Here is a 26439-nt window from a genome sequence, read left to right as displayed (position 1 = left end):
GTGGGCATGCTCCCTGCGCGGCGCATCGATAGTCTGGTCGGCCATGGAGCTCATCGATTCGATCAAGGACGTGCGGATTGCCACCGCACGGACGTTGGCCACCCGCTCCGGACGGACCGCCGCCGGACGCTGCCTGATCGAAGGCCCCGGCCTGATCCGGCAGCTCGTGGACGCCGGGGCCGGTCTGGAGTACGTGCTCCGCTCGGCGGGTGCCGACGACCCCGCCCTGTGCGCGGAGCTGACCGCGGCCGGGGTGGGCGTGCACGCCGTACGGGACGGACTGCTGCGGAAGGTCACCGGCGGCGCGAAGCCGGTCGACTGGCTGGCGGTGGCGGCGTTGCCGGCCGAAAGCCCGGTGGGTGACGCTTACGGTGACTTCGCCGTGGTGTGCGAGCAGGTCGCCGACCCCGGAAATCTGGGCACGATCGTGCGGACGGCACGCGCTCTCGGTGTGCGGGACATCGTGCTCACCGATGAGACGACGGATCTGTCCTCCCGGCGGGTCCTGGACGCGGCACGGGGCGCCGTACTCGGTTGCCGCGTCCGCCGTTTCGCCGATCCGGGCGGCGCGGTGGCGTCCTTGAGGGAGTCCGGATTCCAGATTGTGGTGACCAGTCCCCGGGGAACACATTTGCAGTCGACGGCCCCACTGCGCGGCCGCAAGGTGGCCCTGGTCGTCGGGAACGAGACGGAGGGCGTCAGTGAGGCCACGCTGGCCGCGGCCGACCTGGTGGTACAGATCCCGATGGCCGGTGCAGTGGAATCACTCAACGTCGGGGTGGCCGCCGGGATCAGCATCTACGAGCTGCGAATGAAGGCGATCCTGGCCATGCTGACCGACCGCATCCGCGACACCCTCGGCCGCAACCTCACCGCGGCCGCTCACCTGGTGCGGCAGGCATTCGATGCCCACCTGCGTCAGGTCGGCGACCTGGACAGCTCCCAGGCGGTGCTGCTGATGGTGCTCGCCTGCGAGCGCAGCACCCCACTGGAGCAACTGCGCCGCGACGTCGGTGTCGGCTCCGCGGAGCTGCAGGAATTGCTGGCACCGCTGTGCGACCGCGGCCATGTGACGCAGGGCCAGGACCACGTCGCGATCACCCGCGAGGGAGAGCGGGCCATCGCTGCGCTGTGGGCGGTACAGGAGCGCGTCGAGGACGGCTTGTACGCCGGCTTCACCCCCGCCGAGCGCGACCAGCTGCAGGAGTTGCTGCACCGCGTCCAGAACAACGCCGCGCGCCTTGCGAGTTCTCCCGCTGACCGGCGCGGCGCTGCTGACACCCCCTAGCGCATCCGGAGAAAGCGGACCGCTGTCCCCGGCGCCGCCTGCGCCGCGGGGGCCAGGTAGCGCTCGGGGACGACGCCGATGACCGGGTAGCCGCCGGTCGTGGGGTGGTCGTGGAGGAAGAGGACCGGCAGGCCGTCGGGGGGGACCTGGAGGGCGCCCAGGGGCATGCCCTCACTGGGGAGTTCGCCGCTGCGGGCGCGCTCCAGGGGCGGGCCCTCGGTGCGCAGGCCGATGCGGTTGCCGGCCGGGGAGACGCGGAAGCGGCCGGTGGCGAGGGTGTGCAGGCCGGCGGCGGTGAACCAGGTGTCGCGGGGGCCGGGCAGGAACGGCAGGACGAGTTCCGTCAGCGGGCCGGGGTGCGGGATGGCGTCGGCGGTGGCGGCCGGGCCGTACGGGGTGCCCAGCGGGAGGACCGCTCCCTCGGTGAGCGGGTCGGGGCCCAGGCCGGAGAGCAGATCGGCGGCGCGGCTGCCGAGGACCGGTTCGGTGTCGATGCCCCCGGCGAAGGCGAGGTAGGAGCGCAGGCCGTGGGTGGCAGGACCTGCGTCCAGGACGGCGCCCGCAGGGACGCGGACCGGTGCGCCCCAGGGGGCTGGGCGGCCGTCGACGGTCACCGGGCAGGGCGCGCCCGTGACGGCGACGGTGGTGGCCGTACGGACCCGCAGGGCGCAGCCGGTGAGGGTGGTCTCCAGGGCGGCGGCGGACTCGGGGTTGCCGACCAGGCGGTTGGCGAGCCGGTGCGCGGGCTCGTCGAGGGCGCCGGCCCGCGGCACGCCGAGGTGGGCGTGGCCGGGCCTGCCGAGGTCCTGGACGGTGGTGAGCGCACCGGCCCGGACGACCGAGAAGGCACGGTCGGTCATCGGGCGGTCTCCTGAGGGACGAAGCGGACACGGGTACCGGGGGCGAGCAGCGCGGCGGGTTCGCGGCGCGGGTCCCACAGGACGGTGTCGGTGGTGCCGATCAACTGCCAGCCGCCGGGGGAGGAGCGCGGGTAGACCCCGGTGTACGGGCCGGCCAGGGCGACCGAGCCGACCGGGACCTTCGTCCGGGGAGTGTCCCGGCGCGGTACGTGCAGCGGCTCGGGCAGCCCGGTCAGATAGCCGAAGCCGGGCGCGAAGCCGCAGAAGGCCACATGGAACTCCGTCGCGGAGTGCCGCCGCACCACCTCGCCGGGGGTGCAGTCCCACAGGGCGGCGACGTCGGCGAGGTCGGGTCCGTCGTAGCGGACCGGGATCTCCACGGTGGGCCGGTCGCCGGCGCCGACCGGCGGGATGTCCCAGGCGGCGAGCTCGGCGAGGAGTCCGCGGGGGTCGGCGAGGCCGTCGAGGAGCACCGTACGGGCGGCCGGCACGATCTCGCGCAGCGGCGGCAGGGCGCCGTCGGCGGCCCGGCGCAGCAGCTCGGCGTGCAGCGCCTCGACCTCCTCGGCGCTGTCCAGCTCGATCAGCAGGCCGTGTTCACCGACCGGCAGCGGCCTCATGCAAAGCTCCGGATGCGGACGCCGGCCGCGGCCAGTTCGGACCGTACGCGCCGGGCGAGGTCCGCGGCGCCGGGGGTGTCGCCGTGCAGGCACAGCGAGCGGGCCGTGATGCCGACGCGCCGGCCGTTGCGGGAGGTGACGGAGTGGTCGCGGGCCATGCCCAGGGCCCGCTTGACGACCTCGTCGGCGTCGTGGACCACCGCGCCCGGTTCGCGGCGGGGGACGAGGGTGCCCTCGTCGGTGTAGGCACGGTCGGCGAAGGCCTCGCCGACGACGGGCAGCCCGGCGCGGCGGGCGGCCTCGTGCAGCCGCGAGCCGGGCAGGCCGAGGACCGGCAGGCCATCGCCCGCGGCCGGGCCACCGCCCGCGGCGCGGATGCCGTCGATGACGGCAGCGGCCTGCTCCTTGTCGTGGACACAGCGGTTGTAGAGCGCGCCGTGCGGTTTGACGTAGCGGACCCGGGTCCCGGCGGCGCGCGCGAAGACGTCCAGCGCCCCGATCTGGTAGGTGATCTCGGCGGACAGTTCGTCCGGCGGCACCTCCATCGCGCGGCGGCCGAAGCCGGCCAGGTCGCGGTAGGAGACCTGGGCGCCGATGACCACACCGCGCTCGGCGGCCAGTTCGCACACCCGGCGCATGGTGGCCGGGTCGCCGGCATGGAAGCCGCAGGCGACATTGGCGCTGGTGACGACGGAGAGCAGGGCCTCGTCATCGGTGAGCTGCCAGCGGCCGAAGCCTTCCCCGAGGTCGGCGTTGAGGTCGATGACGGGAGGGGGCGCCGGGTCGCTCATGTGGGTCCGTTCCATGGGGCTCGGGCCGGCCGGGCGCGCGGGGGCACCGGTGCGACGGCCGGGCGCGGGCAGCGGGCAGGGGCGGCGGGACGTTCCGGCCGGCACGTGTCCGAAGTGACTCTCCCCCGAGGGCCCGCGAGGGCACCCGAGCCGACCGGCGTCGAGGACAACGTAGAGGATTGTTCAACGATCCGACAAGAGGTGTTCGGGGTGCGATCACGGATGCGTTGTTTCGTCCTTCCATCTGGGATTGACTTTCGCTCATACGACATCGGTGCGGCCTCGATCGCCGCCCGGTACGGCGCGAGAACGGGGAGCGGTATGGCGGGCGGAGCGGCGAAGAACGATCAGCGACGGCTCACCGAGGTCGCGGGCCTGGAAGGCGACCGTGCCCTGCTGGGGCGCTCCAGCACGGCCGAACGGGTCGCCGACATCCTGCGCGACCGGATCACCGAGGGCTACTTCCCGCCCGGCGCCCGGCTCTCGGAGGAGAGCATCGGCGGCGCCCTGGGCGTCTCGCGTAACACGCTGCGCGAGGCGTTCCGGCTGCTGACGCACGAGCGGCTGCTGGTACACGAGCTCAACCGCGGGGTGTTCGTCCGGGTGGTGACGGTCGAGGATCTGGAGGACATCTACCGGGTGCGCATGCTCGTGGAGTGTGCGGCCGTACGGGGCCTGGGGCCGGGGCCCTACGACGCCGCTGCGACCGACTCCATCGCGGCGATCGCGGCCGCGGTGCAGGCCGGCGAGGCCGCGTCCGAAGGCCGGGAGTGGCAGGCGCTCTCGACCGCCAACATCCGCTTTCACCAGGCGGTCGTGGCCCTGGCGGGCAGTCCGCGCACGGATGAGCTGATGCGGGGAGTGCTCGCCGAGCTCCGGCTCGTCTTCCATGTCATGGCCGACCCCCGGCGCTTCCATGCGCCCTATTTGACCCGTAACAGGCAAATCGTCGAGGCCCTGCAGGCGGGCGATACCGCCGAGGCCGAGCGGCTGTTGCTGTCGTACCTGGAGGACTCGCGCACTCAGCTGTCGGGGGCGTACGCGCAGCGCATCGCGGAGGGATGAGCGGAGGGGGAGGAGCGGGGAGGGGCGCGGCGGGGTGACGTGAGGTGCGTGGCGGGTGGGGCGCGAGAGGTGCGGCGGGTGCCGCGAGGGCCGTCATGAGCGGTGTCGTGAAGGCGGGTTGAGATTCGCCCCCGCAGACCCCTTGTCGGATCGTTGAACAATCACCTAGCCTCCGCTGCAATCTCTTCATCTCCCTGTGGACCCGGTGGGTCCCCTTACGCGGAAGGCGGATCCATGATCGTGCTCCTCGGCGTGCTCGTGGTCGTGATCGGCTTCGCCACGAAACGCAATCCCCTGCTGGTCGTGGGGGTGGCCGGCATCACGACCGGCCTCCTCGGAGGGCTGTCGCCGGGCAAGGTGCTCGCCGCGTTCGGCGACGGCTTCGCCGGCAGCCGGGCGGTGACGATCTTCGCGATCACCCTCCCGGTCATCGGCCTCCTGGAGCGCTACGGCCTCCAGGAGCAGGCCCGCAACCTCATCGCCCGGTTCGCCGGGCTCACCACCGGGCGTTTCCTGGCGCTCTACCTCGGTCTGCGGCAGATCGGCGCCGCGGTCGGGCTGACCAATGTCTTCGGCCCCGCCCAGACCGTCCGCCCGCTCGCCGTCCCGATGGCCGAGGGCGCGGCCGAGCGGAAATACGGCGAACTCCCGGTCCGGACACGGGAGAAGGTCAGGTCGTTCGCCGCCAGCGCGGACAACGTCGGCCTCTTCTTCGGGGAGGACGTCTTTCTCGCCGTCGGCTCGATCCTGCTGATCACCGGTTTCGTCAACACCACCTACGGGACCCACCTCGAACCGCTGCAGCTCGCGCTGTGGGCGATCCCCACTGCCGTGTGCGCCTTCGTCGTCCACGGCTGGCGACTGCTGCGCCTGGACCGTCATCTGGAACGCGAACTGCTCACCGCCCATGTCCGCGACACCGCCGCAGTGGAGGCCACCAAGTGATCAAGGCAGAGTGGTTCTACTGGCTGGTGGGCCTCAGCTTCCTCGTGATGGCCGCCCAGATGGTCACCGACCGCAGCAATCCCAAGCGCCTGGGCACCGGCGCCTTCTGGGGACTGATCGGTGCCGGCTTCTTCTACAGCAGCTGGGTCGTCACCAAGCAGGCGCCGGCCGAGCCGCTGGGCGCCGCGGTCCTCGTCATGGCCTGCCTGGCCGGCTTCGGCTTCACCGGGCGCGGCACCCCGCGCACCACGACCTCCGAACAGCGCACCGCCAGTGCCGCCAAGCTCGGCAACCGGCTGTTCGTCCCCGCGCTCACCATCCCCGCCGTGGCCATGGCCTGCGCCATCGGCGTCAAGCACTTGTCCTTCGGGGGCGAGCCGGTTCTCCAGGAGGGCAGCGAGACCATCCTGGGCCTGGGGATCGGTGCCGTCGTCGCCCTCGTCGTCGCGATGGTCATGCTCCGGGAGAAGCGGATCTCCGTGCCGGTGCAGTCCGGCCGCTCGATGCTCGAGGCGATGGGCTGGGCGATGCTGCTGCCCCAGATGCTGGCCACGCTGGGCGCCATCTTCCAGGTGTCCGGCGTCGGCGACCAGGTCGGCAAGCTCACCACCTCCGTCCTGCCCGAGGGCTCGCTCTACATCGCGATCGTCGTCTACTGCGTGGGCATGTTCGCGTTCACCGTGATCATGGGCAATGGCTTCGCCGCCTTCCCCGTGATGACCGCCGCGGTCGGCTGGCCGGTCCTGATAGGCCACTTCGACGGCAACCCCGCCGCCGTCCTCGCCATCGGCATGCTCGCCGGATTCTGCGGCACCCTGGTGACGCCCATGGCCGCCAACTTCAACATCGTTCCGGCGGCGCTGCTGGAGTTGAAGGACCAGTACGGGCCGATCAAGGCGCAGATGCCCACCGCGGGGATCCTGCTCGGCTGCAACATCCTGATCATGGCGCTGTTCGCCTTCTGAACCCGCTCCGGGCGCGCCTGCAGCTGCACCGCACCGCACCGGACGGCGCCCCACCCCATCGCACCGCACCCCATCGCACCGCACCAAGGATGACCGTATGACCCGGGTACTGCTGACCGGATTTGCGCCTTTCGACGGCGAATCCACCAACCCGTCCTGGCAGGCCGTACGCGCCGCCGCGGACGAACCGCCCACCGGCATCGAGGCCTTCGCCGTCGAGCTCCCCTGCGTCTACGGGGCGTCGGTCGCGGTGCTGCGCGCCGCGATCGAGGAGACCCGCCCCGAGATAGTGGTGTGCGTCGGCCAGGCGGGCGGCCGCCCCGACATCACCGTCGAACGCCTCGCCGTCAACGTCGACGACGCCCGGATACCCGACGCCTCGGGTGCCGAACCGGTCGACGAGCCGATCGTGCCCGGCGGCCCCGCCGCGTACTTCTCCACCCTGCCGGTCAAGGCGTGTGTGGCCGCCGTCCGAGCCGCCGGCCTGCCCGCCTCCGTCTCCAACACCGCGGGCACCTTCGTCTGCAACCACGTCTTCTACGGCCTCGCCCACCTCATCGCCACCGAACTGCCGGACCTGCGCGGCGGATTCGTCCATGTCCCCTATACGCCGGACCAGGTCGTCGACCGCGCCCAGCCGTCGCTGCCGGCCGACGCGGTGGCCCGGGCCCTGCGGGAGATCGCGGTCACCGCCGCGCACACCCGCACCGATCTCCGCATGGCGGGAGGAGCAACCCACTGATCACCGGCAGGGGCTCCGGTGCGCGCGCCACGGGACCTGGCGGCCGGCCGCCGCGGGCCACGCCGTAGACTGACGCGCCGGCCCGGGGGGTGGTCCGTCAACGGATCCACCAGCGGTTCCACCCATGAACGGATCCGCGCCGTTTCGTCCGTTGTCAGTGCGAGCGCCTACTCTGTGCGACGTGACTTTTTCCGCCCCGGGGCCCGCTGCGCCCCAGCTCAACGGGCCGAACCGGCCCGCGCCGGGCCCGGCAGCCGACGAAGGCCTGGCCCGCCGGCTGCGCGCCCTCGCGTGCACCGCGCCGCTGCACGACCTCGACGTGCGCAAGGCCAACCTCGCGGGCGAGTACGGGATCTACGCCATGGCGGAGGTGGCGCTCGCCGTCATCGATCTCGTCACCCTCAACATGGACTTCGACACCGGCGCCGACCACGAGGAGATAGTGGCGAAGGTCCTGCCGCGAGTCGCCGCCCAGGCTCCCCGCCGTTTCACGGGTGAGCACGAGCGGGTGGCCCGCTGGGTGCTGGAGAACCTGATCAACGTCGGCAGCGTGGACCGCGGCTTCCGGGCCGTCTACGGCACCTTCGACACCGAGGGGCAGTACGTCCGCCGCGACTACGACTTCAAGCTGATCGAGGAGGTCCCCGGCGCCGGCGGTACCGTCTTCCTGCGGGCCACCGACGAAGCGGTCAACGTCCTGGTCGGCGCGCTCGACACGGACGTCACCAGCGCCCAGATCGCCGCCGAGGTCAAGCTGGAGGTGCTGATCAACCGCGGCCGGCTGGCCGACGCCCAGCTCGCCGCCGAGCAGGCCCGCTACCGCACCGTGCAGTACGCCGAGACGCTGCGCAGGACCCTGGACGCCACCCGCCGCAACGTCCGCGCCGTGGACTGGCTGGAGACCGTCCCGGACATGATCAACGAGGCGCTGGACCACGTCGCGGACCGCTACCGCCACGAGAACGCCATCCTGACGAACATCCGCAAGGCCAGGGACGAGACCGAGGAGCCCGAGCACAAGCGCCGCGCCGCCGAGCTCGTCGACATCGTCAAGGACTGCATCCGCCGCCACACCCAGCTGCAGTCCCGGCTGCTGGAGGCCGGACCGCTCTTCCGCGCCGAGCAGGACCGGCAGGCCTTCGCCACCCCCGCCGCCCGCTCCGGACTCGACCTCTACGGCCAGCTCGTCGCCCCCCTGCTGCCGCTCCCCGCCGAGCAGGCCATCCGCGTCACCGACGCCTTCTTCGCCCAGGGCACGGGCCTGCGCACGCCCTCGGCCGTCCGGATCGGCGACCTCGTCGAGGTGCTGCTCACCCCGCCCGTGGAACGTGAGCACCTGGGCGCCGAGATGCCCGAGCCCGATCTGGTGGCGACGCCCGACGACAGCCGCTTCAGCGAGGCGCAGCTCGACGCCGCGATGACGCTGCTCGACCTGCCCGCCGACGCACCCCGACGGCTCTCCGGCCTGCTCGCCGAAGCACGCCGCAGCGATCCCGAACTCCCTTATCTCGTCGCCCTGTTGGCGGTGCACGCCGCCAGCCCGCCGGTCGGTACGGCGTACCGGCAGGGAGAGCAGCAGCTGCTGTTCGCCGTCGACGACGGCACGGAGCTGACCGACGCCGAATTCGGCGGCGCCGACCTCATCGTCGGCACGGCCCTGCTGGACTCCGCCGGAATGGCCGCGGACCGTTCGGAGGTGGCGTGATGACGGACCGTGTCCAGGTCGGGCGGCCGGCGAGCGGTATGGCGCGTCCGGTCGGGCCGGGCACCGGCGCGCCCCCGGCCGGCCGGCCGGGGGCGCGCCGGCCAGAGAGTTCCCAGACCGTCCCCAGCAAGGAGCTTGTCCCGTGACCCAGTACGACGAGACGCCGCAGCCGGATCCGGCGTCCGCGGCCGGTGAACCGGGCTGGGGCGCGCCCACCGCCGACACCGAGCCGGCCGCGGCGGGATCCGCCCCCGAGCCCTCGGCTTCTCCTCCGTTCCCGCCTCCGTTCTCGGTTTCGCCCGACCGGGGGGACTCCGCAGAGCAGGGGCGGCCCCACCCCCTCACCCCCGCCGACGCCGCCGATGCCGCACGGCTGGTGTCCTTCGGCCTCCAGCCCAAGCTGCTGCCCGCCCGTGACGCCGAATACGGCGAACTGCTGCGCCGCTATCGCGACGAGCCCGCCTTCGCCCGAATGGCCGACGCCGTCGCCACCGGCCTCGGCCTGGTCGTCCTGGAGGTCTCCACCCGCGCCGGGATGGCCGTCACCGCCCAGGAGGACTCCGTCTTCGCCGTACGGATGGGTGACTACGCGCGTCGCGCCTCCGCCGACTCCGCCGACCGCTTTCTGCACGGCCTGGCCCACCTCGCCGTCGCCGCACTGGCTTTCCCGCGCCCCGAAGACCTCGCCGACGACGGCTATATCGGCCGGATCACCGTCAACGGCGTCGACGCCTTCGTCCGGCAGGCCTGCCGTCGCCTGGAGGAGCGCGCCGAGCAGGAGGGTGAGAACACCGACCCGGCCACCGACGCCCCCGGCCTGGAATCCGCCTGGCGCCTCTACGCGCGGCGCAGCGCGACCGGCGCCACCAAGGACGCCCGCCGGCTGGCCGGTTCGACCACGGGCATCATCGCCAAGGCCGTCACGTTCCTAGTGGACTCCGGTTTCCTGCAGCGCACCGGCGATGACTCCGGTGGCGCCTACCGCACCACCGCCCGCTACCAGCTCCAGGTCCGCGACATGGCCGGCAGCGCCGCCATGGCCGAGCTGCTGGAGCTGGGCATCGTCCCCGTCGGCGACGGCAGCGCCGCGCTGCTGCCGGGCGAGGACACCGAAGACCTCGACCTGGTCGCGGGCGCCGGACTGCCCTTCCACTCCGGATGAGGGGCCGGCCCGACGACCGCTGACGTTCCGGCCGGCGGTCCGGTGGGCCGGTGGGCCGGTGGGCCGGTGACGGCGCCGACCGGCCCACCACCGACCACGCCGACCGACAGTCATCGACTGCTCCGACCCACCATCGACCTCGATCACCGACCGTTTCGACACCTGACCGTTTCGACCGCCGACGGCGGGCGGCCACCGACCGCCCGTCACCGACCGCCCGTCACCGACCCGCCCGCCGCTGACTGACCACTGACCGCACTGACCGCCGACCGACGCCGCACCGACCGACGCCGCACACCCCTCGCTCCCCCCCACCCCCGAACCCACCCCCGCCCCCTCCCCCGAAGGGGGAGGAGGGGGAGGGGGCGGGGGAGCAGCACCACCCCTTCCCGACACGACAACGAGAGTCCGCCATGTACGAGCTGTCCCGGGTCCGCCTCTACTCCATCGGGCCCGCCGGTGCGCGCTATGCCGACACCGTGCTGGACCTGCGCGGAGTCGGCGCGCCCGTACCCCGACCGGCCCCGGCCCAGGCGGACTTCTTCGAGGACGAACCGGTCGGCCCGCCGCGCCGCCCGGCGCCCGCGGGCGTGCTCTTCCTGGAGAACGGCGGCGGCAAGTCCGTTCTGCTCAAGCTGATCTTCTCGGTGATGCTGCCCGGCCACCGCAACACCCTCGGCGGCGCCAGCTCCGGCGTGCTGCGCAAATTCCTGCTCGCCGACGACTGCGGCCATGTCGCCCTGGAGTGGCAGCACGTCCTTACCGGCGAGAGCGTGGTCGTCGGCAAGGTCAGCGAATGGCGCGGCCGGCAGGTCTCCAACGACCCCCGGAAGTTCGCCGAGGCCTGGTACAGCTTCCGTCCCGGCCCCGGCATGAGCCTGGACTCCCTCCCCGTCGCCGAGGCCACTGTCGTCCGCCCCCGCCAGGAGAGCGGTGAGGGCAGCTCCGGAGCCCAGGGCCGCCGGCGCACCATGAAGGGCTTCCGCGACGTCCTCACCGAGGCGGGGAAGAACTACCCCAATCTGGACGTGGTCTGGGAGGAGGGCCACGAGCGCTGGAACGTCCACCTCGGCGAGCTGGGTCTGGACCCGGAACTCTTCCGCTACCAGCGGGAGATGAACGCCGACGAGGGTGAGGCGGCCGGCCTCTTCGCGGTCAAGAACGACTCGGACTTCACCGACCTCCTGCTGCGCGCCGTCACGGACACCCGGGACACCGACGGCCTCGCCGACCTCGTGCACGGCTTCGCCCACAAGCTCGGCCGGCGCGCCGAACTCACCGCCGAACGGGACTTCACCGCCGGCTCCCTCGACCTGCTCTCCCGTATCGCCGACGCCGCCGAGCAGCGCGAACGCGCCCGTGAGGTGCATGCGGGCGCCGAGCGCCGCACCCGCGGCCTCGCCCAGCGGCTCTACGCCCGAGGCACCGAGGAGCGCGGCCGCGCCGCTGAGCTGGCCGAACAGGTCGCCGCCGCGGCCCATCGCGTCACCGACGCCGAGCGGGGCCGCGAGCGCCGCTCCCTGGTCTCCGCCGAACTCGCCTACCGGCACGCCTCGCTGGCCCTGGCCGCCGCGGAGAAGGGCGCCGCCGCCCAGCGTCGTGAGCTGAACGACGCCCGTACGCTGCACAGCGCCTGGCAGGCCGCCGAGACCGCGCTGCGGCACCGCGCCGCCGCCGACCGCTCGGCGCGGGTCGCCGCCGCCATCCGCGAGGCCGAGCGGGACGCCGCCCCCGCGCTCGCCGCCCGCGCCACCGCTGCCGCCGACCTCGTACGTGCCCTGCATGCTGCGGCCGAGGCCGGAGAGCAGGTCGCCAATGAGGGGGAGGAACGCTCCGCGGCCCTCCAGGAGGCCGGTGAATCCGCACACCGTGACGCCACCACGGCCGCCACCCATGCCCAGCGCGCCCGCAGCGAGGCCGACCACCTCAAACAGCGTCTGGCGGAGGTCACCGAGGAGACCGCCGAAGCCGTCCGGGCCGGCTGGCTGGACGACAGCACCCCCGACGCCGACCCGGCCCGTGCCGCGCTCGCCGCCTCGGACGCCGAGAAGACCGCCGTCGAGGCCTGGGACTCGGCACGGGAAGCCGCCCGGCAGGCCACCGACCGCGCCCGCGAGGCCGCGGCGCGGTATTCCGCCGCCGAGCTGGCGGCGGCCCGCGCCGACGACGCCGCGCAGGCCGCCGAGCGTGCCCACGACGCCGAGCGCCGGGCCGCCGAGTCCATCGGCGCCGAGCAGCGCCTCGCCGACCTCCTCGGACTCCCGCAGTCCGAGGCCAAGTCGCTGGGCGTGCCCGGCCCCCGTACGGCCACGCCCGGCACGGACCCGGTCGCCCCCCGCCGTCCCACCGCAGGACCGCTCACCGCCGAGGAACTGGACCGCAACGCCGACGAGCTGCACGCGCTGCTGGAGGAGGGCGTCGCCGCCGCCGAACGGCAGCTGTTCGACCTGCGCACGGCCGCCGCCGACGATGCGCGGATCCTCGGCGCGCTGGGCGACGGCGGACTGCTGCCCCCCGGGCCCGATGTGCTGGCCGCCGTGGAATACCTCGGTGAGCACGGCGTCCCCGCGCTGCCCGGCTGGCGCTATCTCGCCCAGTCCGTCGACCCGGCCGACCACACCCGGGTACTCGCCGCCCGCCCCGAGCTCGTCGACGGCGTGATCATCACGGACCCGGACACCCATGCCCGGGCCCGCGACGTGCTCGCCCAGGCCGCGCTGCTGCCGCGCTCGGCCGTCGCGGTCGGTACCTCCGCCGCGCTGCTCGCGCCCACGCCCGCACCCGACGAGCGGGAGAGCGGCGTCTTCCTCGTCCCGCCGAACCCGGCGATGCACGACGAATCCGCCGCCGACGAGGAGCGCCAGGCGCTGCGGGCACGCGCCATAGAGCGCGACGACGAGATCCGGGCACTGGCCGCCCGGCTCGCCGGGGACCGGGCGCTGGCCGCCCGGCTCGGCTCGTGGCGGGCCGGCTGCCCGGCCGGCCGGCTCGCGGAACTGGCCGCCGCCGCGGACGAGACCGTTGCGGCGGCGGAGGAGGCCGCCGCCGAGCTGGCCGAGTCCCGTGCTGCCCGCGACGAGACCGAGGAGGTCGCGGCCGAGGCCACCCGGGTGCGCGACGAACGCCAGGAGACCGCACAGCGCGCCCGCCGCGCCGCCGACCTGCTGGCCGGACTCGCCCACCGGCTGCGGGAGCGCTCCTCCTGGCAGTCCCGGATGCGTGAACTCGCCGATGAGGCGGCCGAGTTCGAGGCCCGCGCCGAGGAGTGCGTGGATCGCGCGCGGGCCGCCGACGAGGACCGCAGGGCGGCCCAGCGCGCCGCCGACGATGCCCGCCGCACCGCCCGTGCACTGCGCGCCGAGCGCGCCGAGATCGCCGGTGTGCCGGACGAGGTGGGGGAGGCCCCTGAGGGCGCCGGTGCCTCGCTGCCCGCGCTGCGCGAGGCCTACCGCGCCGCCTCCCAGCTCTACGAGAAGGTGGGCGTCGGCGCCGACCTGCGCGCCGAACAGGCCCGCGCCGAGGGCGACGAGAGCGCCGCCCTGGCCGAGCTCAACCGCCTCACCAACAAGGTCCGCACCCGCGCGGAGGCGCTGCTGGAGAGCCCGGACGCCGCCGACGGCCCGTCCCGGCAGGCCGCCGCGTCCCGCGCCGAATCGCTGGTGCAGATGCTGGAGACCCGCGCCTCGGCCGCCAGCGAACAGCTCGGCCGGCTGCGGGGCGAGGCCGAGCGGCTGGCCCCCACCGACGGCGAGGCACACACCGAGCTGCCCGACGAGCTGGTGCCCAAGGACGCCGACCGCGCCAAGGAGCTGCTGCGTGCGGCCTCGGGTGAACTGGCCACCGCCACCGACGCGCTGGAGGCCGCCCGGGCGCAGCACGAGGAGCTGTTGCGCGGCCACCGCGCCGCCGAGGACGCCGCCGGCGGCTTCGACGAGACCGCCGCCCTGCTGCGCGACCTGCTCCGCGACAACCAGGACGCCGAGGACGCCGCCGACGGGCCGATCGAGCCGTACGCCGGACGGGTGGAGGACGCCCGGCAGGCCGCCGCCGAGTCCCGCCGCTCGCTGCGCGGCTGCGCCGCCGACCTCTCCACCGCCGAGTCCGCGGTGCGCGAGGCGAGCGACATCCTCGTACGGCACGCCAACTCCACCCGCTACGAACAGGTCCGTACCCCCGCCCGGCAGCAGATCCGCGAACTGCCCGCCGCGGCCCTGCCGGACCACGCGGCCAAGTGGGCGGAGGCCTTCGCGCCCCGGCTGCGGGTGCTCACCGACGAGCTGGCGCAGCTGGAGCGCAACCGCGACTCCATCGTCGACCGGCTGCGCGGGCTGGTCGAGTCGTCGCTGACGACACTGCGCTCGGCCCAGCGGCTGTCCCGGCTGCCGGAGGGGCTGGGGGAGTGGTCCGGGCAGGAGTTCCTGCGGATCCGCTTCGAGGACCCCGACCAGGCCACGCTCACCGAGCGGCTGGGCGAGGTGATCGACGAGGCGACGAGCGCGGCCGTCAAGAAGAACAGCGATCTGCGCCGGGACGGAATGTCCCTGCTGCTGCGCGGGGTCAGCGCGGCGCTGCAGCCGCGCGGGGTGGCCGTGGAGATCCTCAAGCCGGACGCGGTGCTGCGCGCCGAGCGGGTGCCGGTCGGGCAGATGGGCGATGTCTTCTCCGGCGGCCAGCTGCTGACCGCCGCCATCGCGCTGTACTGCACGATGGCGGCGCTGCGCAGCAACGACCGGGGCCGCGACAAGCAGCGGCACGCCGGCACGCTGTTCCTGGACAACCCCATCGGCCGCGCCAACGCGACCTACCTGCTGGAGCTCCAGCGCGCCGTCGCCGATGCGCTGGGCGTCCAGCTCCTCTACACCACCGGCCTCTTCGACACCACGGCCCTCGCCGAGTTCCCGCTGGTCATCCGGCTGCGCAATGACGCGGACCTGCGGGCCGGGCTGAAGTACATCAGCGTCGAGGAGCATCTGCGTCCTGGCCTGCCGCAGCCGGACCCCTCCGGCGAGGCGGTGCACGGCCAGATCACGGCGACGCGGATGTACCGGCGTCCGGAGGAGCCGGCTCCCGGGGAGGAGGCGGATCCGGCCGGCGGGTGAACCGCGGCGCCAGAGGCCTGCGGCGCGGGAGGTCTGGGCGCGCAAGAGGCCTGCGGACGGTCACACCACGACGACCGACCGCAGGACCTCCCCGCGCTGCATCTTCGCGAAGGCCGGTTCGATGTCGTCGAGCGTGACCGTTTCGCTGATGAACCGCTCCAGATCGAGCTTGCCGCTCAGGAACAGGTCGATCAGCACCGGGAAGTCCCGGCTGGGCAGGCAGTCGCCGTACCAGGACGACTTGAGCGCGCCGCCGCGGGAGAAGAGATCGATCAGCGGCAGGTCGATCCGCATGTCCGGGTCGGGCACGCCGACCTGGACCAGCGTGCCGGCCAGATCGCGCATGTAGAACGCTTGCCGGTAGGTCTCCGGGCGCCCCACCGCATCGATCACCACATCGGCGCCGTGCCCGCCGGTGAGCGCCCGGACCGCCTCGATGGGGTCCGTGCCACGGGAGTTGACGGTGTCGGTGGCGCCGAACCGCTCGGCGGCGTCCAGCTTGCCCTCGTCGAGATCCACGGCGATCACCCGTCGGGCGCCCGCCCGGGAGGCGCCCGCGATCGCGGCGTTGCCGACGCCGCCGCAGCCGATGACGGCGACGGTGTCCCCGCTGCCCACGCCTCCGGTGTGCACGGCCGCGCCGTACCCGGCCATCACCCCGCAGCCGATCAGGCCCGCGGCCTCCGGGCGGGCCGAGGGGTCGACCTTCACCGCCTGTCCGGCGGCGACCAGGGTCTTCTCGGCGAAGGCGCCGATGCCCAGCGCCGCGGTCAGTTCCGTACCTCTCCCGGACTTCGTCCCGGAGGTGCCCCCGAGCAGGGTCATGGGCCGGGAGGCGTTGCGGGAGTCGAAGCAGTACCAGGGGCGGGCGCGGCGGCAGGCCCGGCACTGTCCGCAGGGCGCCCGCCAGGCCAGCACCACGTAGTCACCGGGCGCCAGGTCCGTGACCCCCTCGCCGACCGCCTCGATGACCCCGGCCGCCTCATGGCCGAGCAGGTACGGGAAGTCGTCGCCGATCGCGCCGTCGCGGTAGTGCAGATCGGTGTGGCACACCCCGCAGGCCTGCACGGTCACGAGCACGTCGCCCGGACCGGGATCGGGTACGAGGATCGGCAGCACCTCGACGGGGGCGCCCTTCTCGAGGGCGACGACGGCGCGGGCTTCGTGCGGCATGTCTCACTCCTAGAAACAGCGCCTGCGGGGCGGCAGGGCGGGTAGCACACGTGAGGTGGCACGGATGCCTGTGAGGGGTGGGAGTGGTGCGCGGTGCTGGGCACCCGGAGACCGGGAAACCCGGGACGGGGGACAGTGGTGGAGAACGGCCCACCGCTGTCGCCGTGTTGCCTATAGTGCGCTGGGTTGCGCTATAGGAGACATGCTGGAAGTCGGGTCAGGATCCGTCAAGGGGGATTTTTCGCTAGGCGAGACCCCCTGGGGGTGAGACATCACGGCAGGGCCCGGGCGGGTGCCTGTGATGCCCCGGCGGGCTCAACCCGGGTACCCCATCCGGCGGGAGAGTTCCGCGGCCGCCTTCGCGGCCCGCTCCGCCAGCTCCGGCAGCAGCTCGTGCTCCATCCGGTACGCCGGGCCCGAGACGCCGATCGCGCCGATCACCGCACCGTCGTGCGCATGGACCGGTGCCGCCACCGCGTTCAGGCCGATCTCCAACTCCTCGCTGGTGCAGGCGAATCCGTCCGTGAGTGCGGCAGCGAGCTGCGCGCGCAGACCGGACGCCGTGGTCAGCGTGTTCTCGGTGAACCGCGGCAGCTTGCGGGTCACCAGGGTCTCCCGGCGCTCCGGCGGCAGATGCGCCAGCAGCACCTTGCCGCTGGCCGTGGCGTGCAGCGGGGTGCGGCGGCCCAGCCAGTTGTACGCGGTGACCGCGGCGGAGCCCCTGGCCTGCATGATGTTGACCGCCGCATCACCGTCGAGCACCGCGATGTTGGCGGTCTCCCCGGTGTCCTCGGCGAGCGCGCGGCACACCGGCTGGCCCTCCTGCGAGATGTCCAGCCGGATCGCGGCGGCGCCGGCCAGCCGCAGCACCCCGGCGCCCAGGAAGTACTTCCCGCGGTCCCTCTCCTGCTCCACCAGCCCGCGGTTCTCCAGCACGCCGAGGATCCGGAACGCGGTCGACTTGTGGACGCCCAGCTCCTCGGCGATCTCGGTCACCCCGGCCTCGCCCAGCTTGGCCAGGATCTCCAGCACGCTCACCGCGCGGTCCACGGACTGGACGGATCCCGCCCCGCCGCGCCGCTCCTCGGACCGGTCGTCTGCCGTATCGGAAGTCTTCGACATGGGTCTTTGTGTCACCACCCGGTGGCCCCCGCGGGGCGCGTCTGAGGGCATCTGTCGGGAAGCCCTTGACGGCCCGCTCCCCGGCTTGGATTCTGTTGCGCATCGCGCTCTGTGATGCGTTATTCAGAACACATGATACCGATCAGTGAGAGGGGGGCCAGATGATTCCCGTCTGCCGCATCGAGGACCTGCCCGAGGGCGAGTCCGTACGGATCGAGATCGACGACGCCACACCGGCCATCGCGGTCTTTCACGCCGAGGGCGGCTACTACGCCGTCGACGACACCTGCAGCCATCAGGACGCCTCGCTCTCCGAGGGCTGGGTCGAGGGCTGCTTCGTCGAATGCCCGCTGCACGCGGCCCTGTTCGACCTGCGCACGGGTGCCCCGACGTGTCTGCCCGCCCGCCGACCGGTGCGCACCCATCAGGTCAGCGTCCTGGACGGCATGATTCATGTGCGGCCCGCCGTGAGGGAAGAGGCGGTGGCGTAACGGCCCGGCCGCTCAGGCGGCCGCCCGGTCGATCCGCGACGGGCCCTCCCGTGACGCCCGGCGCCGCCGGCGGCGTGCCCTGCGCCGCTCGCGGCGCAGCTCCCGGGCCGTGCTGCTCGGCTGCGACTGCACCCCGTTGCGCTGCACCCACACCTGGCGGGTCACCCAGACGTCCAGCACCGCCCAGGTGGCGACCACGGTGCTGGCGACCGTGCTGAGCACCGCGGGGAACGCGAACCAGGAGCCCGCCAGGGTGCACAGAAAGGCCACCATCGCCTGGATCAGGGTGAGCGCCACGATGATCACGGCACGCACCGCGGCGGTACGCACCGGATCCGCCATCCGGCGCCGGACCGCCGGTTCCTCCTGCCACAACGGTTGTCTGCCGGTATCCATGAACGCGTCACACTCCCCGCACTCTCCCCGCGTGCCCGACTCCTCGGTAACTGCCCGGATTTCGCCGGGTACATGCCCTTGGTGTCGCACCCCGTCCCTCCTCATGGTCACGTACCGGAGCCGCGCGGAGTTACCCGGGGTAGAGCAAAACCGGCCAACCGTCCGGCATTTCGCCGGAGGTCAAGCACCCGGTCCGGGGCGTGAGCGCGGGCAGGTTGTCCGGGAATCGGTGGACAACGGACGACGATCCTGCCCCGGATGCTTCCCGACGGCAGGAGAGGTCTTCGGCTTGGTCCCCCGAGAGTAGTAGGCTCGCGCCGTTTGTTGACGGAACACCACCCCCGTGCGCCGGGGTTGACGTAGGGGAGGCCATGCGCTTTCGCGGGAAGTCGGTCCGCCGGAAGATCGTGGCGTTGCTGCTCGTACCGCTGGTGTCCCTGACGTGCTTGTGGGCGTTCACGACCTATATCACCGGGCGTGAGGCGAACCAGCTGCTGGACGTCGGCAATGTCGTGAAGAACGTGGGCTACCCGGTCGAGGACGTCATCCAGGCCCTCCAGCGGGAGCGCCGGCAGAGCCTGCTGTACCTCGCCGACCGGCGCGGCGCCAACGCGCTCGACGAGCTCCGCCGGCAGACCCGGGCCACCGACGAGGCCGTCACCCAGCTGCGCGCCGACATCGACCGGCGCGACATGCGTGAGGACCTGAGCACCGGCAACGCCGACCGGATGGACGGCGTCTTCAAGGGCCTGGGCACCCTCGGCGCGCTGCGGGCACAGGTCGAGGACAACACCGTCTCCCGCGACGAGGCCATGGAGAGCTACAACTCCCTCGTCGACCCCGGCTATGACTTCCTCGCCTCGCTTCACGCCCTGGAGAACGTGGAGATGGACAAGCAGGCCCGGGCGCTGGTCAACCTCACCCGGGCCCGGGAGGCAGCCTCCCGCGAGGACGCCCTGATGTCCGCGGTGTTCCTCTCCGGCAGCATGAGCAAGCGCGATCTGCGCGCACTGTCCGACCGGGTCGCCGAACGCCGGGTCCTCTACAGCACCAGCCTGCCCGGCCTCCCCGCCAAGGACCGCGGCCTCTTCGAGGACTACTGGCGCTCCGCGAAGGCCCGCGAGCTGACCTCGTACGAGGACCGGGTGATCGCGGCCGGTGCGCAGGACGGACCGCGGGCGGTCAACGCCGAGCGCTGGAACACCACGGCGGGCAAGGTGCTCGGCGACCTCCAGCGGATGGACAAGGACGCCGGGGACCGCTACCAGGAGCGCGTCGCCCCCGTGGCCATGAACGTCCTGCTCAAGGCCGCCATCGCCGGCGTCCTCGGCTTCGTCGCGCTGCTGGTCTCGGTCGTCGTCTCGTTCCGGATCGGCCGCCGGCACGTCCGGGACCTGATCCGGCTGCGCAAGGCCGCCCATGACGTCTCCGGGGTACGGCTGCCCAGCGTCATGCGCCGGCTGGCGGCCGGCGAACGGGTCGATGTGGAGACCGAGGCGCCCCGGCTCGACTTCGGACCGGACGAAACCGGCCAGGTCGGGCAGGCCCTGCACACCCTCCAGCGGGCCGCGATCGAGGCCGCCGTGAAACAGGCCGAAATGCGCCGCGGCGTCTCCGACGTGTTCGTCAACCTCGCCCGCCGCAGCCAGGTCCTGCTGCACCGCCAGCTGACCCTGCTCGACGCCATGGAACGGCGCACCGAGAGCACCGACGAACTCGCCGACCTCTTCCGGATCGACCATCTGACGACCCGTATGCGACGGCACGCGGAGGGCCTGGTCATCCTCTCCGGCGCGGCGCCCTCCCGGCAGTGGCGCAAACCGGTCCAGCTGATGGACGTGGTGCGCGCGGCGGTCGCCGAGGTGGAGGACTACGAGCGGATCGAGGTGCGCCGGCTGCCGCGGCTCGCGGTGGAGGGCCCCGCGGTATCGGACCTCACGCACCTGATAGCCGAACTCCTGGAGAACGCCACGGTCTTCTCCCCGCCGCACACCGGCGTCCAGGTCCTGGGCGAGCGGGTCGCCAACGGCTACACCCTGGAGATCCACGACCGCGGGCTGGGCATGGCCCCCGACCTGCTGCTGGAGGCCAACCTCCGGCTCGCCGAGACCCCCGAGTTCGAGCTGTCCGACACCGACCGGCTCGGCCTGTTCGTGGTCAGCCGGCTCGCCCAGCGGCAGGATGTACGGGTCTCCCTGCAGCCCTCGCCGTACGGCGGCACCACCGCCGTGGTCTTCATCCCGGCCAGGCTCCTCACCGACGACGCCGCCGGCGGCCGGGAGGACGACGGCCCGGTACCGGACTCTCTGACCGGCGGCCCCGTCGGCAATGAACTGGAGCATGCGGCGGGCAAGCTGGCCGCACTCTCGCAGGCGCAGTCACCGCACCGGCGGGAGCGGCGCACCCCGGCGGTCATCGACGGACCGGTCGAACTCGAGGCGCCGCTCGGCCCGGACGAGCCGGTCCAGGCCGACGACGAGGACGCGCCCTGGCGGAAGCGGAGCCGCGGCGGCGGGCGCAAGAAGCCCGCCATCCCGGGCAGCCAGGCCGCCGCACCGCGCGGCATCGCACCGGTGCCGCCCGTCCCCGACAGTGAACAGCACCAGCAGACCGAGGACCAGGCGCCCGGCGGGCTGGCACCGCTGCCGCGCCGTCCCCGCCCGCCGGTACTGGTCTCCGACCATGGACGGACGGTCGACGACCGGGACGGGGACGGGGACGGGAGCCGGAACGGGAACGGAGGCGGGAAGGGGAACGGGAAGCGGACCGCGGAACGCCCGGGCTCCGGCTCTGGCTCCGGCCCCGGGCGACCGCGCCCCGAGCACCCCGGCTCCGGGGAGCGCGCCGCCGAGCGCACGGGCTCCACGGAACCCGCTGCCGAGCGCCCCGGTTCCGCGGAGCCCACTGCCGACCGCCCCGACGCCCGTCCGTCGTCGTCCGCCGCGCCGCAGGACCCGGCCGCGGACGGATCCCGGACCGCCGGGGACCGGGAGACACCCGCGCCCACCACGGCCAAGGGCCTGCCCCGCCGCGTACGGCAGGCAAGCCTCGCGCCCCAGCTCAAGGCCGACTCCACCGGGCAGACCGAAACACAGGGGCGGCCGGCGCCGGACGCGGACGACCGCGACGCGGAGGCCGTCCGCGCCCGGATGGCCTCGCTCCAGCGCGGCTGGCAGCGCGGCCGCCGCGACAACGGCGAGGACCCGCGCGCGACCGGAACGCCACCGGGCGAGGGCCCGGCAGCCGACGCCGCGACGCCTGCCGACGACACGGCGCCTGCGGGCAGCACGCTCCCGGACACCACCGGTCCGGACACCACCGGTCCGGACACCACCGGTGCGGACCCCACCGACCCGGGTGCCACAGACCCGGACACCACAAACCCGGGCGCCCGTGACACAGTCACGCACCACAGCAACAGCAACAGCAACAGCACAGGCACCACAGCACCACCAGGAACCACATCGGGAGGGGACGGTCCATGACCGCACCGAAGGCAGCAGCTTCCACCGCACCGGTCTCGGAGAAGGGATCCGGGGAGCTGAACTGGCTCCTGGACGAACTGGTCGAGCGGGTCGGCTCCATCCGCAAGGCACTGGTCCTCTCCAGCGACGGCCTGGCCACCGGGGCCTCGAAGGACCTGACCCGCGAGGACGGCGAGCATCTGGCCGCGGTCGCGTCGGGCTTCCACAGCCTGGCCAAGGGCGTCGGCCGGCACTTCGACGCGGGCCACGTCCGGCAGACCATGGTCGAACTGGACGAGGCGTTCCTGTTCGTCAGCGCGGCCGGCGACGGCAGTTGCCTGGCCGTACTGGCCGACGCCGACTCCGATGTCGGGCTGATCGCGTACGAGATGACGCTGCTGGTCAAGCGCGTGGGCACGCACCTGGGCACCGCGCCCCGGTCCGGCCTTTCCACCTGAGCACGACGACGGTGACGCCATGAGCGAGCGCGGCGAGCGAAGAAGCGAGAGGTGCGCGCCGCGCGAATGCGAGGCCGAGCGAAGCGAGGTTTCGGCATGAGCGAGCAGGACGGCCGGCCCGCCCGGGAGCGGGAGGCGGCCCGCTGGTACGACGACGACGCGGGCCCGGTCGTCCGGCCGTACGCCATGACGCGTGGGCGTACCCGTACGGACGCGGAGGGGCGCCTCGACCTGATCGCGCTGGTGATCGCCGAGAGCCGTGCGGAGGAGACGGTCGACGACCAGACCCTGTCGCCTGAGCACGTCGAGATCGTCGAGCTGTGCCGGCAGGAACCGCTGTCGGTCGCCGAGCTGGCGGCCGAACTCGACCTGCCGGTCGGCGTCGTAAGGGTCCTGATCGGGGATCTGCTGGATGCCGAGCTGGTCCATGTCAGCAGGCCGGTGCCGCCGGCCGAGCTGCCGGACGAGAAGGTGCTGCGCGAGGTGATCGACGGCCTGCGCGCGCTGTGACCCGCCGGGCCCGGCGACCGCCGTCGGCCGGATTCTGCCCCGTCGGCGCCGGCCGCTGCCCCGCCCACGCGCCCGCCGGGCCGCCGGCCCCGGGCGGGGTGGCTGCCGTGGCGAGTGCCCCGGGTACGGTGCCCTGGTGCGCGCTCGTCAACAGTTGAGCGCGCACCAGCAGGTGAGCACTTGTCAACATGAGGAGATCCGCCGCCATGGCCACGGACGAGACCCCGGCACCCGTTGAACACCTGGAGATCCAGGTCGGCCCGCACACCTACGATGCTCTGGCCTGCGGCCCCACCGACGGCGCGCTCGTCCTGTTGCTGCACGGCTGGCCCGAGTTCGCCGACTCCTGGAGCGCCGTGCTCCCCGCCCTGGGCGCGGCCGGCTACCGCGCCGTCGCCGTCGACCAGCGCGGCTACTCCCCGCGCGCCCGCCCGCCCCGGATCGCCGACTACGCCGTGCCCGAACTCGTCGCCGACGCCCTGGCCTTCGCCGACTCCCAGGGCGCGGACCGCTTCCACCTCGTCTCGCACGACTGGGGCGGCATGGTCGCCTGGGCGCTGGCCGGCGCCCACCCGGAGCGGCTGAAGTCCCTGACCGTACTGGCCACTCCGCACCCGGACGCCCTCAACCGGGCCGCCGCCGAGGACCCCACCCAGCACCACCGCCTCGACTACGTCCGCTTCTTCCGCCGCGACGACGGCGCCGCGGAGACGGCGCTGCTCGCCGACGACGCCGCCCGGCTGCGCGCCGCCTACGCAGGCAAGGTGCCCGCCGCCCTCGTCGACGGCAATGTCCGCAGGCTCTCCGCCCCGGGCGCGCTCACCGCCACGCTGAACTGGTACCGCGCCCCGGAGTCGGTCGTCTCGGTGCCCGCGGGCCGGATCACCGTCCCCACCCTCTTCCTGTGGGGCAGCGAGGACACCGCCCTGGGCCGCGGCGCCGCCGAGTCCACGGGGGAGTGGGTGGACGGCCCCTACCGCTTCGAGGCCCTGGAGGGCGCCAGCCACTGGCTGCCCGAAGAGGTCCCTGACGTGGTCACACCGAAAATCCTCGACCACCTCGGGCAGTACGCCTGACGCCGTGGCCGGCCGGCGCGCCCTTTGGGCAGCTTGGCCGCCTCTGCCCCACGGCGTCCCGCCCCGGCGTCCCCCGGCCGTACCCGGCGTGACGCATCTCAAGTGGGCGCCGTGCCGAGCACGTTGTACCGTTCCCTTGCGCCTGCTGCCCCGTGCACCGTCGCCCGGGTGACAAGCGTGAGCTCCACCCGTATACACGGCAATTCAGGAGAAGAATCCCATGGCCTTCGGGCGATCCGATCGCCGCCGACGGTCCGCCGCCGTCGAGCCGGTGACGCTCAAGATCCTGGTCGCGGGCGGATTCGGGGTCGGCAAAACCACCCTGGTCGGTGCCGTCAGCGAGATCAAACCACTGCGTACCGAGGAGCGGCTGACCGAGGCGGGGCGGCCGGTCGACGACCTCGACGGGGTGGAGACCAAGGCCACCACCACCGTCGCCATGGACTTCGGGCGGATCACCGTCCACGACGAACTGGTCCTGTACCTCTTCGGCACCCCGGGGCAGGACCGCTTCTGGTTCCTGTGGGACGAACTGGCACGGGGCGCGCTCGGTGCGGTGGTGCTCGCGGACACCCGGCGGCTGGCGGACAGCTTCGCCGCCATCGACTACTTCGAGCGGCGCGGACTGCCCTTCACGGTCGCCGTCAACTGCTTCGACGGGGCCGACCGCTACCCGCCGGAATCCGTACGCGACGCCCTGGACCTCGACCCCCAGGTGCCGGTGATGCTGTGTGATGCCCGCCGCAAGGACTCCGCGCGGGATGTGCTGGTCTCCGTCGTCGAGCATGCCAGGGAGGTCGGCGCCCGCCGCCGGGAGCCCGCGCTTCCCTGACGGGGCGCGGAGGTACGGCCCGTACCCCGCCGTCCGGGGTACGGGCCGTACGTCTGCGCGCTCCCGGCGCCGTTACCCCGCCGAGCCGTCCTCGGCCAGCCAGCCGAAGCTGCGCTCCACGGCCCGGCGCCAGTTGGCGAATTCGCGGTCACGGGTCTGTGCGTCCATCCGCGGTGTCCACTGCGTGTCCCGCTTCCAGTGGGTCCGCAGCTCGTCGAGGTCCTGCCAGACACCGGTCGCCAGGCCAGCCGCGTACGCCGCTCCCAGACAGGTGGTCTCCGAGATCACCGGACGGATCACCGGTACGTCCAGCACATCTGCCTGATGCTGCATCAGCAGATGGTTGGCGGTCATTCCCCCGTCGACCTTGAGCTGGGTGATCTGCACACCCGAGTCCTGGAACATGGCGTCCACCACCTCCCGGGTCTGCCAGCTGGTCGCCTCCAGTACGGCGCGCGCCAGATGCGCCTTGGTGACGAAGCCGGTCAGACCGGTGATCACGCCGCGTGCGTCGGAACGCCAGTAGGGCGCGAACAGACCGGAGAACGCCGGCACGACATACGCCCCGCCGTTGTCCGGGACGCTCGCCGCCAGCGGTTCGATCTCCTCGGCCGACGCGATGATGCCCAGTTGGTCGCGGAGCCACTGGACCAGCGAGCCGGTGACGGCGATGGACCCCTCCAGACAGTAGACCGGCGGCTCGCCGGCGAGCTGGTAGCCCATCGTCGTCAGCAGGCCGTTCTTGGAAGGGACCGGGCGGTTTCCGGTGTTCAGCAGCAGGAACGAGCCGGTGCCATAGGTGTTCTTGGCCTCGCCGACGCCGTAGCAGGTCTGGCCGAAGACGGCCGCCTGCTGGTCGCCGAGGGCGGACGCCACCGGCACGCCGTGCAGTTGCCCCACGGCCGTGCCGTACACCTCGGCCGACGACCTGATCTCCGGCAGCATCGCGGCCGGCACGTTCATCGCCGACAGGATCGCCGGATCCCACTGGAGGGTGGCGAGGTTCATCAGCATCGTGCGGCCCGCGTTGGTCACATCGGTGACATGCACCCCGCCGTCGGTGCCACCGGTCAGATTCCAGATCAGCCAGGAGTCGATGGTGCCGAACGCGATCTCGCCGCGCTCGGCACGCGCCCGCAGCCCCGGCACCTCGTCCAGCAGCCAGGCCGCCTTCGGCCCGGAGAAGTAGCTGGCCAGCGGGAGGCCGGTGGCCTCACGGAAGCGGTCCTGGCCGTCCGCGCCGCCCAGCTCGGCGCAGAGCTGGGCTGTACGGGTGTCCTGCCAGACGATCGCATGGTGCACCGGCCGTCCGGTGGCCCGGTCCCACAGGACCGTGGTCTCCCGCTGGTTGGTGATGCCCAGTGCACTGAGCTGGTCCGCGCGCAGCCCCGCCGCGGTGAGCGCGCCCGCCACCACGGCCTGCACCTTCGTCCAGATCTCGGTGGCATCGTGCTCCACCCAGCCGGGCTTGGGGAAGATCTGCCGGTGCTCGCGCTGGTCGACGGCGACGATCGCCCCGCTGTGATCGAAGATGATGCAGCGGCTGGAGGTGGTGCCCTGATCGATCGCGGCTACATACTTCTCGGTCTTCGGGTTCTTCCCGGTCTGCCCGGTTCGCTCCGTCATGCCGTCACGCCTCCTGAAGTCCTGGTGAGTGGGTGCAGCGGGTCCCGGG

General features: G+C 73.1%; 21 protein-coding genes. 14 read left to right on the top strand and 7 right to left on the bottom strand.

All coding sequences use genetic code 11. From position 1 onward, the window contains the following. The first annotated feature begins 43 nt into the window (after positions 1 to 43). Complete coding sequence (locus tag ABR737_RS08480; RefSeq protein ID WP_350249563.1) at positions 44 to 1288, top strand: TrmH family RNA methyltransferase; 1245 nt, start codon at positions 44 to 46, stop codon at positions 1286 to 1288. On the opposite strand, the gene ABR737_RS08475 is transcribed toward ABR737_RS08480, so the two are convergent. Genes ABR737_RS08475 through ABR737_RS08465 form a run of 3 tightly spaced genes read right to left on the bottom strand, consistent with a single transcriptional unit; the run spans position 1285 to position 3559 of the window. Continuing rightward, positions 1285 to 2148 (bottom strand): 5-oxoprolinase subunit C family protein, encoded by an 864-nt coding sequence (locus tag ABR737_RS08475; protein ID WP_350249562.1) that lies wholly within the window; start codon positions 2146 to 2148, stop codon positions 1285 to 1287. The two genes, ABR737_RS08480 and ABR737_RS08475, sit on opposite strands and share 4 nt — an antisense overlap. Beyond that, the gene (gene pxpB, locus ABR737_RS08470; protein ID WP_350249561.1) at positions 2145 to 2768 is read right to left on the bottom strand and encodes a 5-oxoprolinase subunit PxpB; all 624 of its coding nucleotides are present in this window, start codon (positions 2766 to 2768) and stop codon (positions 2145 to 2147) included. Before pxpB ends, ABR737_RS08475 begins: the two co-directional genes overlap by 4 nt. Next, the gene (locus ABR737_RS08465; RefSeq protein WP_350249560.1) at positions 2765 to 3559 is read right to left on the bottom strand and encodes a LamB/YcsF family protein; all 795 of its coding nucleotides are present in this window, start codon (positions 3557 to 3559) and stop codon (positions 2765 to 2767) included. Before ABR737_RS08465 ends, pxpB begins: the two co-directional genes overlap by 4 nt. A 321-nt stretch (positions 3560 to 3880) precedes the next feature. Here ABR737_RS08465 and ABR737_RS08460 point away from each other — a divergent pair, with 321 nt between their 5' ends. The 7 genes from ABR737_RS08460 to ABR737_RS08430 all read left to right on the top strand — a co-directional run bounded on the left by ABR737_RS08460 (position 3881) and on the right by ABR737_RS08430 (position 15242). Continuing rightward, a complete protein-coding gene (locus ABR737_RS08460; protein ID WP_350249559.1) occupies positions 3881 to 4624 on the top strand; it encodes a GntR family transcriptional regulator in 744 nt (247 codons plus the stop codon). A 234-nt stretch (positions 4625 to 4858) separates the two neighbouring features. After that, positions 4859 to 5569 carry a DUF969 domain-containing protein gene (locus ABR737_RS08455; protein WP_350249558.1) on the top strand — a complete coding sequence of 237 codons (711 nt, stop codon included), beginning with the start codon at positions 4859 to 4861 and terminating at the stop codon, positions 5567 to 5569. Further along, a complete protein-coding gene (locus ABR737_RS08450; RefSeq protein ID WP_350249557.1) occupies positions 5566 to 6534 on the top strand; it encodes a DUF979 domain-containing protein in 969 nt (322 codons plus the stop codon). The genes ABR737_RS08455 and ABR737_RS08450 overlap by 4 nt, the downstream gene beginning before the upstream one ends. A gap of 97 nt (positions 6535 to 6631) precedes the next feature. Further along, positions 6632 to 7276: a pyroglutamyl-peptidase I gene (gene pcp, locus ABR737_RS08445; RefSeq protein ID WP_350249556.1), complete on the top strand. Its 645-nt coding sequence runs from the start codon at positions 6632 to 6634 to the stop codon at positions 7274 to 7276. Between the two features lie 181 nt (positions 7277 to 7457). Beyond that, a complete protein-coding gene (locus tag ABR737_RS08440; RefSeq protein WP_350249555.1) occupies positions 7458 to 8981 on the top strand; it encodes a hypothetical protein in 1524 nt (507 codons plus the stop codon). Between the two features lie 142 nt (positions 8982 to 9123). Next, positions 9124 to 10143, top strand: a complete 1020-nt coding sequence (locus ABR737_RS08435; RefSeq protein WP_350249554.1) for a hypothetical protein — start codon at positions 9124 to 9126, stop codon at positions 10141 to 10143. 413 nt (positions 10144 to 10556) lie between these two features. Beyond that, the gene (locus tag ABR737_RS08430; protein WP_350249553.1) at positions 10557 to 15242 is read left to right on the top strand and encodes a coiled-coil domain-containing protein; all 4686 of its coding nucleotides are present in this window, start codon (positions 10557 to 10559) and stop codon (positions 15240 to 15242) included. Positions 15243 to 15302: 60 nt separating this feature from the next. Here the strand turns inward: ABR737_RS08430 and ABR737_RS08425 are convergent, their stop codons facing one another. Beyond that, positions 15303 to 16415 carry an S-(hydroxymethyl)mycothiol dehydrogenase gene (locus ABR737_RS08425; protein WP_350249552.1) on the bottom strand — a complete coding sequence of 371 codons (1113 nt, stop codon included), beginning with the start codon at positions 16413 to 16415 and terminating at the stop codon, positions 15303 to 15305. A gap of 315 nt (positions 16416 to 16730) precedes the next feature. Then, a complete protein-coding gene (locus ABR737_RS08420) occupies positions 16731 to 17537 on the bottom strand; it encodes an IclR family transcriptional regulator (RefSeq protein ID WP_350249551.1) in 807 nt (268 codons plus the stop codon). Positions 17538 to 17698: 161 nt separating this feature from the next. On the opposite strand from ABR737_RS08420, the gene ABR737_RS08415 reads away from it, so the two are divergent. Then, on the top strand, positions 17699 to 18028 hold the full coding sequence (locus ABR737_RS08415) for a bifunctional 3-phenylpropionate/cinnamic acid dioxygenase ferredoxin subunit (RefSeq protein ID WP_350249550.1): 330 nt from the start codon (positions 17699 to 17701) through the stop codon (positions 18026 to 18028). A gap of 12 nt (positions 18029 to 18040) precedes the next feature. Here ABR737_RS08415 and ABR737_RS08410 read toward each other — a convergent pair whose 3' ends face one another. Beyond that, entirely contained in the window at positions 18041 to 18424 is a 384-nt protein-coding gene (locus tag ABR737_RS08410) for a hypothetical protein (RefSeq protein ID WP_350249549.1), read from the bottom strand. Positions 18425 to 18795: 371 nt separating this feature from the next. Between ABR737_RS08410 and ABR737_RS08405 the strand changes: the two genes are divergently transcribed. From ABR737_RS08405 to ABR737_RS08385, 5 genes are all read left to right on the top strand, one after another. Then, positions 18796 to 21909, top strand: a complete 3114-nt coding sequence (locus tag ABR737_RS08405; protein ID WP_350249548.1) for a nitrate- and nitrite sensing domain-containing protein — start codon at positions 18796 to 18798, stop codon at positions 21907 to 21909. Next, positions 21906 to 22346 (top strand): roadblock/LC7 domain-containing protein, encoded by a 441-nt coding sequence (locus ABR737_RS08400; protein WP_350249547.1) that lies wholly within the window; start codon positions 21906 to 21908, stop codon positions 22344 to 22346. The genes ABR737_RS08405 and ABR737_RS08400 overlap by 4 nt, the downstream gene beginning before the upstream one ends. Positions 22347 to 22442: 96 nt before the next feature. After that, the gene (locus tag ABR737_RS08395; protein WP_350249546.1) at positions 22443 to 22856 is read left to right on the top strand and encodes a DUF742 domain-containing protein; all 414 of its coding nucleotides are present in this window, start codon (positions 22443 to 22445) and stop codon (positions 22854 to 22856) included. 206 nt (positions 22857 to 23062) lie between these two features. Then, positions 23063 to 23932: an alpha/beta fold hydrolase gene (locus tag ABR737_RS08390; protein ID WP_350249545.1), complete on the top strand. Its 870-nt coding sequence runs from the start codon at positions 23063 to 23065 to the stop codon at positions 23930 to 23932. A gap of 220 nt (positions 23933 to 24152) precedes the next feature. Beyond that, positions 24153 to 24764 (top strand): GTP-binding protein, encoded by a 612-nt coding sequence (locus ABR737_RS08385; protein WP_350249544.1) that lies wholly within the window; start codon positions 24153 to 24155, stop codon positions 24762 to 24764. A gap of 72 nt (positions 24765 to 24836) precedes the next feature. On the opposite strand, the gene glpK is transcribed toward ABR737_RS08385, so the two are convergent. Further along, on the bottom strand, positions 24837 to 26390 hold the full coding sequence (glpK, locus tag ABR737_RS08380; protein ID WP_350249543.1) for a glycerol kinase GlpK: 1554 nt from the start codon (positions 26388 to 26390) through the stop codon (positions 24837 to 24839). Positions 26391 to 26439: the final 49 nt, after the last annotated feature.

The sequence above is a fragment of the Streptomyces sp. Edi2 genome, from assembly GCF_040253635.1.
Classification (GTDB): Bacteria; Actinomycetota; Actinomycetes; order Streptomycetales; family Streptomycetaceae; genus Streptomyces.
This window is presented reverse-complemented; position numbering and strand designations above follow the sequence as displayed.